General features: G+C 58.5%; 10 protein-coding genes. 4 read left to right on the top strand and 6 right to left on the bottom strand.

The features are described 5' to 3' along the window. Positions 1–309 precede the first annotated feature (309 nt). The 4 genes from BQ17_RS13440 to BQ17_RS24235 all read left to right on the top strand — a co-directional run bounded on the left by BQ17_RS13440 (position 310) and on the right by BQ17_RS24235 (position 4945). Positions 310–1890 carry a peptide chain release factor 3 gene (locus BQ17_RS13440; protein ID WP_089727887.1) on the top strand — a complete coding sequence of 527 codons (1581 nt, stop codon included), beginning with the start codon at positions 310–312 and terminating at the stop codon, positions 1888–1890. 48 nt (positions 1891–1938) lie between these two features. Beyond that, a complete protein-coding gene (locus tag BQ17_RS13445) occupies positions 1939–2181 on the top strand; it encodes a BolA family protein (protein ID WP_089727889.1) in 243 nt (80 codons plus the stop codon). Positions 2182–2342: 161 nt separating this feature from the next. Then, positions 2343–4454, top strand: coding sequence for a GNAT family N-acetyltransferase (locus BQ17_RS13450; protein ID WP_089727893.1), 2112 nt, complete (start codon positions 2343–2345; stop codon positions 4452–4454). Beyond that, positions 4451–4945: an ASCH domain-containing protein gene (locus BQ17_RS24235; RefSeq protein ID WP_089727895.1), complete on the top strand. Its 495-nt coding sequence runs from the start codon at positions 4451–4453 to the stop codon at positions 4943–4945. The genes BQ17_RS13450 and BQ17_RS24235 overlap by 4 nt, the downstream gene beginning before the upstream one ends. Before the next feature lie 4 nt (positions 4946–4949). Here the strand turns inward: BQ17_RS24235 and BQ17_RS13460 are convergent, their stop codons facing one another. The 6 genes from BQ17_RS13460 to BQ17_RS13485 form a co-directional block, all read right to left on the bottom strand. Beyond that, positions 4950–5768 carry a glycosyltransferase family 2 protein gene (locus tag BQ17_RS13460; RefSeq protein WP_089727897.1) on the bottom strand — a complete coding sequence of 273 codons (819 nt, stop codon included), beginning with the start codon at positions 5766–5768 and terminating at the stop codon, positions 4950–4952. A gap of 35 nt (positions 5769–5803) precedes the next feature. Beyond that, positions 5804–6499 carry a tRNA (guanosine(46)-N7)-methyltransferase TrmB gene (gene trmB / locus BQ17_RS13465; RefSeq protein WP_089727899.1) on the bottom strand — a complete coding sequence of 232 codons (696 nt, stop codon included), beginning with the start codon at positions 6497–6499 and terminating at the stop codon, positions 5804–5806. 129 nt (positions 6500–6628) lie between these two features. Then, positions 6629–7426 carry a thiazole synthase gene (locus BQ17_RS13470; protein ID WP_089727907.1) on the bottom strand — a complete coding sequence of 266 codons (798 nt, stop codon included), beginning with the start codon at positions 7424–7426 and terminating at the stop codon, positions 6629–6631. Positions 7427–7469: 43 nt separating this feature from the next. Further along, entirely contained in the window at positions 7470–8246 is a 777-nt protein-coding gene (gene lpxA, locus BQ17_RS13475) for an acyl-ACP--UDP-N-acetylglucosamine O-acyltransferase (RefSeq protein WP_089727901.1), read from the bottom strand. Between the two features lie 184 nt (positions 8247–8430). Then, the gene (gene purH / locus BQ17_RS13480) at positions 8431–9993 is read right to left on the bottom strand and encodes a bifunctional phosphoribosylaminoimidazolecarboxamide formyltransferase/IMP cyclohydrolase (protein WP_089727903.1); all 1563 of its coding nucleotides are present in this window, start codon (positions 9991–9993) and stop codon (positions 8431–8433) included. Between the two features lie 54 nt (positions 9994–10047). Then, the gene (locus tag BQ17_RS13485) at positions 10048–10371 is read right to left on the bottom strand and encodes a helix-turn-helix domain-containing protein (protein ID WP_089727905.1); all 324 of its coding nucleotides are present in this window, start codon (positions 10369–10371) and stop codon (positions 10048–10050) included. Positions 10372–10756: the final 385 nt, after the last annotated feature.

Below are 10756 nucleotides of genomic sequence, written 5' to 3' on the forward strand. Positions count from 1 at the left end.
CTGAAATACCTGTTTTTCCCTTGCATAACATAACCTTAGCATGCGGTTGCAGAGGCTAAAGTTATCTAGACCCTATCATATATAACCGTTCAGGGTAGTGCTTAATGTGTAGTGACGAATTTCCTGCCGAACCCTTCTCTTTTCCGAATAGGAGAATTACACGACCACTACATATTGAGCATACCCCGTTCAGCCTCTCCTCCAGATCCTGATCCCGGGCACGAGACAGACGCCCCTTGCTTTCCGCAAAATCCATGGGCGACGGGATAGGGTACAATCCGCATCCTTTCCCGGAGGTTCAGCTGTCCTATGACCCGTCTCGAAGCGCAACTGTCCAAGCGGCGTACCTTTGCCATCATTTCCCACCCGGACGCGGGTAAGACGACCCTGACGGAGAAGCTACTGCTCTTCGGCGGTGCCATCCAGCTGGCGGGTACCGTCAAGGGCCGCAAGGCCGCGCGCCATGCGACTTCCGACTGGATGGCGTTGGAGAAGCAACGCGGCATCTCGGTGACCTCTTCGGTGATGCAATTCCCCTACGGTGAGGCCACCGTCAACCTGCTGGATACGCCGGGCCACGAGGATTTCTCCGAAGATACCTACCGCACCCTCACGGCCGTGGACTCCGCCCTGATGGTGATCGATGTGGCCAAGGGCGTGGAGGAACGCACCATCAAGCTCATGGAGGTGTGCCGGCTGCGGGATACCCCCATCCTCACCTTTGTCAACAAGCTCGACCGGGAGGGCCGGGACGCCCTCGAGATCCTGGACGAGATCGAGCAGGTGCTGAAGATCCAGTGTGCTCCCGTGACCTGGCCCATCGGCATCGGCAAGCGGTTCCTGGGCGTCTATGATCTGCGAACGGATCGGACCCACCTGTTCAGCGCCCGTCACGGCGGCAAGATCACCGCCGGCGAGGTCATCGCGGGGATCGACAATCCACGCATGGACGAGTGGTTGGGAGATCAGGCCGCGGAGTTGCGCGAGGAGCTGGCGCTGATTCAGGGGGCGAGCCACCCGCTGGAGCCGGAGGCCTATCGGGCGGGGAACCAGACCCCCGTCTTTTTCGGCTCGGCCATCAACAACTTCGGGGTCAAGGAGCTGCTCGACGCCTGCGTCGGGTACGCACCGCCGCCCCGGCCCAGAGTAGCCCTGCAGCGGGAGGTCGCGCCCTCCGAGGAGAAGTTCACCGGCTTTGTTTTCAAGATCCAGGCCAACATGGACCCGGCCCATCGCGATCGCATTGCCTTCCTGCGGGTCTGCTCCGGTAGTTACAGGAAGGGGATGAAGCTGCGCCACGTGCGTACCGGCAGGTGGGTCCAGGTAGCCGATGCCATCACCTTTCAGGCGGACGAGCGCCGCCATGTCGAGGAGGCCTGGCCCGGCGACATCATCGGTCTGCACAACCATGGGACCATCCAGGTCGGGGATACCTTTACCGAAGGGGAGGATTTGAAGTACGGGGGTATCCCCTTCTTTGCCCCGGAGTTGTTCCGCCGCCTGGTGCTCAAGGACCCCCTGCGTATGAAGGCCCTGCACAAGGGTGTGCTCCAGCTCAGCGAGGAAGGTGCCACCCAGGTGTTTCGACCGCTCAAGAACAATGACATGATCCTGGGGGCCGTGGGGGTGCTCCAGTTCGACGTGGCTGCCTATCGACTCAAGGACGAGTATGGCGTGGAGGCAATTGTGGAGCCGGTAAGGGTCCGGACCGCCAGGTGGGTCGATTGCGGGGATGAAGACCTGCTCGTGCGGTTTCGGGACAAGACCTACGAGAACCTGGCGGAGGACGGGACCGGGCAGCTCGTCTATCTGGCTCCGACCCGGGTCAACCTGAATCTCACCCAGGAGCGGTGGCCGGAGATTCGGTTTCTGGCGACCCGGGAGATTTGATGCGTATCACCGCAGCGTCGGGCAAAATCGTTGAGAAAGGGGGAGATAATGGAAACAGAGGCAGTTGCGACACTGATACGAAACGGCATGCCCGGCGCGCGGGTCGAGGTGACCGGCGACGGCAGCCATTTCGAGGCGGTGGTGGTCAGCGACCGCTTCGTGGGCAAGCTCCCTATCCAAAGGCAACGCCTGGTCATGACTACCGTTCGGCCCCAGATCGAGAGCGGCGAGCTCCATGCCTTGTCCATCAAAACTTTTACCCCGGAGCAGTGGGCGGAGGAAGGGGGGTAAGTCCGATGCCATCGAGTCGAGCGTAATCGGTCAGCAAGCAAGAGGAAAAACTACGAATCGCTCGGATTCGCGTGATTCTTAAGCTCTTTCTTCCACATCCCGACCTACAATAACAAGCGGGCAGTAGATAACTGAAAAAACGCTCTCATCAGGAACCTGTAATGGTGGATATTAAAGAGATCGGTGGACACAAAAATCTCCTTGAGCAAGTTAAGTCGCTGTGGGGGAAGAATCGTAGCACACTCGGTCCATTTCCGATGGGTGCCTTCGAAGATTATGCTGAAAAGGGAACCATTCTCGTTGCTATTGATTCCAGAGATCCTGAGAAATGTCTAGGCTATTTATTATACCGCGAAGTGCCTAGCTACAACCGAATTGCATTAACTCATCTTTGTGTGGACCCGAAAGTTCGCAGAGCTGGTGTTGCGGAACGTCTGGTCGATGCACTGAAGCATCGCACGGCATCCAGGCGGGGGATTGGACTTTGGTGCAGACGCGATTTTCCGGCAACAAAGATGTGGCCACGATTGGGATTCGTCTATCGAAAAGAACGTCAAGGTCGTGGAATTGGGATAACGATTCTGAATTATTGGTGGTTCGACCACGGGCATTCCGACCTGCTGAGTGTCATCGACAGACGGGAAAACGATGTGAGGCCGACCGTGGCGCTCGATGCGAGCGTATTTTTCAATTTCATTGATGAATCCCGTGAAGGTGATGACGAGATTGCCGCTATGTCGGCAGATTGGATATTACCGGAAGTGCGATACACGGTGACCACCGAGCTCCTGAATGAAATCGCCCGTTGCGAGAATCCAGAAGAGCGTGAGCATCAACGGAATCTTGCACAGAGGATGTTTTCGGAGCTTCCAACAGACGATTCAGAGTTTTCCCGCATAATGGACGTTTTGGAAAAGAACCTTGGCAGAGCATTAAATCAAAGTATTGCCTCGGACCGGCGGCAGCTTGCGCGTGCGGCATCCGGTGCCGCTGATTTTTTCGTCACACAGGATCAGGAATTACTTCAAATCGCATTGGATCAAACGGAAGTGTTAGGCCTCTCAGTCCTCACACCTGCAGAGTTCGTCACACGAATAGACTCATTATTGAGAGAAGTGGAGTATCGACCAGCTTTGCTTAGAGGTTCCTATTATACCAGTGATCCTGGTACTGAGATTAAGATCCAGGAAATGCAGGAATATTTCCTTAACTATGAAGCTGGGGAAAAGCGACAGCAATTTCAATCAACCCTTACCAATTTGTTGGCAAACCCTCAAAACTCTTTTGTCCGTGTTATTCGTAACCAACAAGGGCAGCCGATCGCGCTACTCGGTCTCGACTTGCAGGATTTATCCAATGCATTTCTTCGTATCTGCAGAGTCAGCAAGGGACGAGATGCAAAGACGTTGGCATGCCAATTACTTGAGGAGGCCATACTTGAATCTGTCAGGCGTAGTACCAATTTGTGTGTCATCGATGATGATAACTTTAGTCCCGCCGTAGCCGAAATGTACAATGATATGGGTTTTGCCTTAGTTGGCGATAAATCTCTTAAACTTAAGTTAAGCATTCAAGGGATCGTTGAGAAACAAATGATCAGTGATCTTATTCGGGAGGCGACAGTATCTATCAAAGGAACTATTCCTGGTTTAACCGATTTCGTTCAACAGCTTTCAGACATATTCTCTCGCGAGAGCGATGATCTTACCATATCGCAAGCAGAAAAGCTGCTTAGACCTCTCAAAGTCAAGGACATCTCGCTTCCCTGCTACATTGTCCCCATAGAAAGTGTGTGGGCTGCTCAGCTATTCGACGATGATCTGGCGGTACAGGGAATCTTTAAAGCAAAGCCAGAGCTTATATTCCGGAAAACCAATGCCTACTATCGCTCAGCCCGCCAGTGCGGCATCAATGCTCCTGGAAGGATTCTATGGTACGTCAAGCAGTCACATCAATATCAGGGTGCGAAGGCGATTCGCGGCTGTTCGTACCTGGATGAAGTTATCATTGATTCGGCGAAATCTCTTTTTTCACGGTTTCGGAGATTTGGAGTGTACTCATGGAGAGATGTACAGAATCTTACTAAAAACCGCAACGACGATCAGGTAATGGCATTACTGTTCTCTTATTCCGAGCGATTCAATAATCCTATCAGCTTCGATGAAGCTCAAATCATATTAGAACGTTGGGGTATGCAACGGAATCAATTTCAGTCTCCGCTTCGAATTCCCTCGGGTGCATTCAATGATATATATCATAGGGGCGCATTATGAGTCCTGTGCCTGTGGAGAACCAAGCATTGTGGCTGTCCGTTCGTCCAGCATTTGCGCAATTGATTATTGATGGACATAAGAAGGTGGAACTTAGGAGAGTGCGACCCCGAGCACCCCAAGGCACGTTAACCGTTTTGTATGCTACGAGCCCGATCCAGTCAATTATTGGCATGTTTATTCTTGATCGAGTAGAGCAGGATGAACCACGTTCCTTTTGGGAAAGGAATCGACTCCTATGCGGTATCGAGGCCGAAGATTTCAACGCCTACTTCAAGGATGTCGCCCGCGCAGTCGGTTTGCATATCGGAGAGACTTGGAAGCTCGAAGATAGTATCTCACTAGCCTCAATTCGTAGTGTATGGCCAGGTTTTTCCCCACCTCGGAGCTTCCGATATCTCCAATGTAGTTGGGGAAATAAATCGATTGCATTGGCACTACCCGATAATAGCGTAAAACCACTACTCTTAGGTGGTTATATTCTAAGGGAATAGGTAATCATCCAAATGCTTGTTGTTTGGCTTCGTAATAGGCGGCTCGTGCGGTATGCCCGCGTTTGCGGGCCCCGGCGGCGAGGATCCCCGCCTTCCGAACGAGCATGGCACAGGCGGCGGCCCGATCCCCCGCATCCAGCCGACCCAAGCCGATGATCTTCTCCAGTGCCCGGATGCGAAAGCGGTCCATCCCCCAGTGTTTGCGCGACAGTTGATCCACGTGACCGCCGTACTTGCGGATCTGGGGCACCGGGACGAAGGCGACCGGCTCCGTGGCACAGATGCGTAGCCAGAGGTCATAGTCCTCGCAAGCGGGCAGATCCTCATCGAAGATGCCCAGTTCGTCGAAGAGTGAGCGATGCAGGAGGGTGGCGGAGGGGGAGATAACGCATCGGGGCAGACAGGCCCGGAAGATGTAGCCGCCGGATTTGGCGTGCTTGTCCATCTGGTTCACCTGGCGTCCGTGGCGGATCCAGATCTCCTGGGTATGGCAGAGCCGGATGTCCGGGTGTTCGCCAAGGGCTGCACGTTGCGCCGCCAGCTTGTCGGGCAACCAGGCATCGTCGGAGTCGAGAAGGGCGATCCAGTCCCCGTTCGCTGCGCTGATACCTCGGTTGCGGGCGCTGCTCACGCCGCCGTTCGGCTGCCGCAGGTAACGGACCTGCGGGTAGCGACGCCGGATCAGACCCCCGGTATCGTCTTGGGAGCCGTCGTCCACGACGATGATTTCAGTCGCAGGCAGGCTCTGGCGGAGGATCGAATCCAGCGCCCGAGGGAGGGTGTGGGCACGGTTAAAGGTAGGTACGACGACGGAGATATGCATCAGGCCGGTCCGAGCAATCCTGAAGGATATGCGGGTCAGCGGCGGCGGAAGATCAGATCCCGCACTTGATGCCCAAGACGCGCCCCGCGTTGTTCGAACCTGGTCAAGGGCCGCGTTTGCGGGCGCGGATGGAAGGCCCCGGGACCGGCAAGGTTCACGAACAAATCATCCGCGTTGGTGAGCAGCGCCAGCATCTGCCGCGCGTAGGGCTCCCAATCGGTGGCGGCGTGAAATATGCCATCGGGCCGGATGACCCGGGCCAGGGAGGCCAGGAGCCGGGACTGAAGGATACGCCGTTTGTGGTGCCGCTGTTTGGGCCAGGGGTCCGGGAAAAAGAGATAGACGCCGGCCAGACTGGCCCGTGCGAGGCCCTGCTCTAGGACCTCGACGGCGTCGTGACGGCAGACGCGCAGGTTGGTAAGTCCGCGCCTTTCGATTTCAAGCAGCAGGTGCCCCACGCCCGGACGGTGGACCTCGATGCCGAGGTAGTTGCGTTGCGGGTGACGCGACGCCAACTCGGCGAGCGACTCGCCGTTGCCGAAGCCGATCTCCAGATAGACCGGGTTCGAGTTGCCAAACAGCGCCGGGAGGTCGAGGGGCTCGCCCGGCTTCCAGGCGATCCCGAAGCGGGGCCAGAGTGCGTCGTAAGCACGCGCCTGGGCCAGCGTGAGGCGACCCCTACGCAGCACAAAACTGCGGATAGGGCGATGCTGGGGCAGAGGCTCGTTCATGCCGCTCGGGGCGTCGGGCGCCGCCTTCCCTGTCCACCACCGGCATTCGTAGCAAGCAGGACCCTAATCTATGCATGGAACGACGCAATGCGCAACCAGCCCCTTGCGTCGCTCCTGCAGTCCGTCGCGTCAGAAAAACAGTCCTTCCAGCGGCGACGAGGCGGAGGCGAAGCGTTTCGGCGCCATGCGCCCGGCCAGGAAGGCCTCGCGCCCGGCCTCAATGGCCTTGCGCATAGCACTGGCCATCAGCACCGGGTCCTTGGCGGCGGCGATGGCCGTGTTCATGAGTACACCGTCGCAGCCCAGCTCCATGGCCACCGCGGCGTCCGAGGCCGTTCCCACGCCCGCATCCACCAGGATAGGTACCTGGGCGTTCTCTACAATGGTCAGGATATTGAGCCGATTGCGGATTCCAAGCCCGGAACCGATGGGGGCGGCGAGCGGCATCACGGCCACGCAGCCCAGCTCTTCCAGGCGTTTGGCCATAATGGGATCGTCGTTGGTGTAGACCATGACGTCGAAGCCGTCCTTGACCAGCACCTCCGTGGCCTGGAGGGTGGCGACCATGTCCGGGAACAGGGTCTTCTCGTCCCCCAGCACCTCCAGCTTGCATAGATTGTGGCCATCCAGCAGCTCCCGCGCCAGGCGGCAGGCGCGTATCGCCGTCTCGGCGTCGAAGCAGCCGGCGGTGTTCGGCAGGATGGTATAACGCTCCGGCGGCAGTACCTCGAGGATGTTCGGCTCACCGGGGGTTTGGCCGATATTGGTGCGGCGGACGGCGATGGTGACGATCTCGGCACCGCTGGCCTCGACGGCGCGGCGCGTCTCGTCCATATCCTTGTACTTGCCGGTTCCGACCAACAGGCGCGAGCTGTAGGTCTCGCCAGCTACGGTGAAGCTGTCGGTTGCAGCGGTCTGAGTAGGCATCGTGCGGAAAAAATCGATGTTGGAAAATGCAAGCATAAAGGATTTAGGCAAACGAGATCACCCCTCTGCGACTGGATTCGATGAAGCGCGCGATTTGGCGTGTCTGGGGGGAAGGATAGTCCCGCTCGGCCTTCGCAAGGGCCGCGGCTTGACGTAGTCCCGAACGGAAGATGACGCGGTAGACGGCCTTGATGGTACTACGCTGCGCTTGGGTGTAGCCGTTGCGACGTAGTCCGACCAGGTTCAGGCCGATGATCCTGGCCCGGTGGCCGTCGGCGATCACGAAAGGGGGCACGTCCTGGGGTACGCCGGTTACGCCGGCGATCATAGAAACGGCGCCGATCCGGCAGAACTGGTGGACGGCCGTTTGGCCGGACAGGAACACCTGGTTCTCGACTTCCGCGTGGCCGGCCAGCGTGGCGGTATTGGCGAAGATGTTATAGTCGCCCACGGTGCAGTCGTGCCCGATGTGGGCATAGGCCATCAGGAAATTGTGGTCTCCGATCCGGGTACCTTGATTCGTCTTGATGCCGCGGCTGATGTTTACGCCTTCCTTGAAGTGATTGCAATCCCCGATGGTCAGGGGTTTGCTCAGCTCCGGCCTGTATCCGAGATCCTGAGGCTCCGCGCCGATGGTGGCACCGTGACCGATGCGGTTGTCACGACCCATGCGGGTGGCACCATAGATGCGCACGCAGCTCTCGATGACACAGCCCGGCCCGATGACGGCCCCGCGCTCGATGATGGAATAGGCCCCTACCTGGACGGACGGGTGGAGTTGGGCGCCGCTCTCGATGATGGCGGTGGGATGGATGCCCATGGTCGCTGCGACTGCCGCCTGCCTGCGGGATGCATACTGCCTGTTTGAGAGCCCGTCGAAAAATTCAGCCGCCAATGAACGCAAATAGACGCAAATAAGAAGTAATTTTAATTTGCGTCTATTTGCGTTCATTGGCGGCAAAAAACAGTCGACTCAGGTTAGTCGGGCGTTCCGGCGGCCACCGTCAATGCCGGAAATGGCGCATACCAGTGAAGACCATGGCCATGCCGTGCTCATCCGCGGCGGCGATGACTTCCTGGTCGCGCACGGAGCCGCCGGGCTGGATGACGGCGCCGATACCCGCTGCCGCGGCTTGGTCGATACCGTCGCGGAAGGGAAAGAAGGCGTCGGAGGCCATCACCGAGCCGGCCACCGCGAGGCCTGCCTGCTCGGCCTTAATCGTGGCGATGCGCGCCGAGTTTACGCGGCTCATCTGCCCCGCCCCAACGCCGACGGTCATGCCCCCACGCCCGTAGACGATGGCGTTTGACTTGACGTACTTGGCAACGCGCCAGGTAAAGAGTAAGTCTTCCAGCTCCCGGTCCGTGGGTCCGCGCTTGGTAACCACCTCGAGCTTGTGGGTCAAGGCCAGATCCGCTTCCTGGACCAATAGCCCGCCGTTGACGCGCTTAAATTCGGTGCGTTGGTTATCCCCGCTGGTCCAGCTTCCGCACTCGAGCAGACGCACGTTCTGCTTCGCGCCGATGGCCTCAGCGGCGGTGGGCTCGACCTTCGGTGCGATGATGACCTCGACGAACTGGCGCTCCACGATGGCCCGCGCCGTCGCCTCGTCCAGCTCACGGTTGAAGGCGATGATGCCCCCGAACGCGGATTCCGGGTCGGTCGTAAAGGCTCGCTCGTAGGCCTCCGACAGGTTGGTCCTCAGGGCGACACCACAGGGGTTGGCGTGCTTGACGATGACGCACGCCGGTGTTTCGTCGAACTGCTTGACGCATTCCAGGGCCGCGTCCGTATCGGCGATGTTGTTATAGGACAGTGCCTTGCCCTGGAGCTGGCGTGCCGTGGCAAGGCTCACCCCGCTCAAGTTCCGCTCGACGAAGAAGGCTGCCTTCTGGTGTGGATTCTCGCCGTAGCGCAGGGCCTGCCGGTGCTGGAACTGCAGGTTCAGGGTACGCGGGAAGTCGCCTCTGTCCGCTGCGCCGACCAACCCTCCTAAGTAGTCGGCGATGGCACCGTCATAGCGGGCCGTGTGCTCGAAGGCCTTGACCGCCAGATCAAATCGGGTGGCATCGCTCACGGCGCCACCGTGTCCCTCCATCTCCGCCAAAACCAGCGAGTAGTCGGCCGCGTCCACCACCACGGTCACTGCCATGTGGTTCTTGGCCGCGGCACGGAGCAGGGTAGGGCCGCCGATATCGATGTTCTCGATGGCCGTGGACAGGTCGCAGTCCGGGTCGGCCACTGCCTGCTCGAAGGGATAGAGATTGACCACCACCAGATCGATGGGTTTGATCTCGTTCTCCCGCATCACCAGGTCGTCGATACCCCGCCGGCCTAGGATGCCGCCGTGGATCCGTGGGTGCAGGGTCTTGACGCGCCCCCCCATCAGCTCCGGGAATCCCGTGTAGGCCGCTATCTCCAGCACCGGGATTGCGTTGTCGGTCAGGAGGCGGGCGGTCCCGCCGGTCGATAGGAGCTGGATGCCCTGCGCCGCCAGGCTGCGGGCGAAGTCCAAGACACCGGTCTTGTCGGATACACTGATCAGTGCACGTCGTATGGGGTGCATATCGAAAGCCGCTTGAAATCGTCCGGTGTCGGCCGGAGACCCTGAAGGCCGTCTTTAGGTGTCCCGACGTATCCCGTGATACGCCATTTTCTTGCGCAAGGTGCTGCGACTGATGCCGAGCAACCGTGCGACCCGGGTTTGATTGCCCTGGGTGTAATCGAGCAGGGTTTCGATCAGGGGAAGCTCGACCTCGCCCATGACCATCCGGTGTAAATCCTTGACTTCGTATCCGTCGAGGTTCCTGAGGTAATGTGTCAGCGCATTCTGTACACACTCCCGCAGGGTTTCCGCGCGGTTTGCCTGGAGTGCGGTGAACCGTCCCGGCTGATCTTCGGTTTGTTGGGAGTCAATTTTCCGCTCCGCCGGCCCGATAGCCATACTGCTGGCTCCATGAGTCGACAGTCCATTGAAGAAAAAACTTCTCTTTAAGAGCTTGTTATTTTTGCGATATCTTCTTCGGGTATTCGGGCCCGAGATGAACCGCTCCTGTAAGAGACTTGCCTACATCGCGCTGGTCCTCGGCGGCGCACCGGACCGGCCGTTTGTGGACGCTCCGAATGCTTAAGAGTAGCCACCGAACGGATGGAACACCTGCAAGCGCATGGTCAAGATGCCTCCATCCAGTACCGGCCCATGATAGCATTCGCGCCCGCTAGCAACCCTGAATTATTTGGCGTTGTCCGGAAGGAAAAGATCCCTCCTGCGTCGGGACAGGGTTTGACGTGTTGCGTTCGACGCACCAAGGCTCGCTGATCGTCTGCCA

This window comes from Candidatus Thiosymbion oneisti (assembly GCF_900092655.1).
In the GTDB taxonomy this organism is placed as follows: Bacteria; Pseudomonadota; Gammaproteobacteria; order Chromatiales; family Chromatiaceae; genus Thiosymbion; species Thiosymbion oneisti.

Bases quoted from the DNA above. Each gene is read 5' to 3' on its own strand.
- lpxA (WP_089727901.1), bottom strand. From the start codon at position 8,246: ATGGGCATCCATCCCACCGCCATCATCGAGAGCGGCGCCCAACTCCAC.
- BQ17_RS13460 (WP_089727897.1), bottom strand. From the start codon at position 5,768: ATGCATATCTCCGTCGTCGTACCTACCTTTAACCGTGCCCACACCCTC.
- BQ17_RS13470 (WP_089727907.1), bottom strand. From the start codon at position 7,426: ATGCCTACTCAGACCGCTGCAACCGACAGCTTCACCGTAGCTGGCGAG.
- BQ17_RS24235 (WP_089727895.1), top strand. From the start codon at position 4,451: ATGAGTCCTGTGCCTGTGGAGAACCAAGCATTGTGGCTGTCCGTTCGT.
- BQ17_RS13440 (WP_089727887.1), top strand. From the start codon at position 310: ATGACCCGTCTCGAAGCGCAACTGTCCAAGCGGCGTACCTTTGCCATC.
- BQ17_RS13445 (WP_089727889.1), top strand. From the start codon at position 1,939: ATGGAAACAGAGGCAGTTGCGACACTGATACGAAACGGCATGCCCGGC.
- BQ17_RS13450 (WP_089727893.1), top strand. From the start codon at position 2,343: ATGGTGGATATTAAAGAGATCGGTGGACACAAAAATCTCCTTGAGCAA.
- trmB (WP_089727899.1), bottom strand. From the start codon at position 6,499: ATGAACGAGCCTCTGCCCCAGCATCGCCCTATCCGCAGTTTTGTGCTG.
- purH (WP_089727903.1), bottom strand. From the start codon at position 9,993: ATGCACCCCATACGACGTGCACTGATCAGTGTATCCGACAAGACCGGT.
- BQ17_RS13485 (WP_089727905.1), bottom strand. From the start codon at position 10,371: ATGGCTATCGGGCCGGCGGAGCGGAAAATTGACTCCCAACAAACCGAA.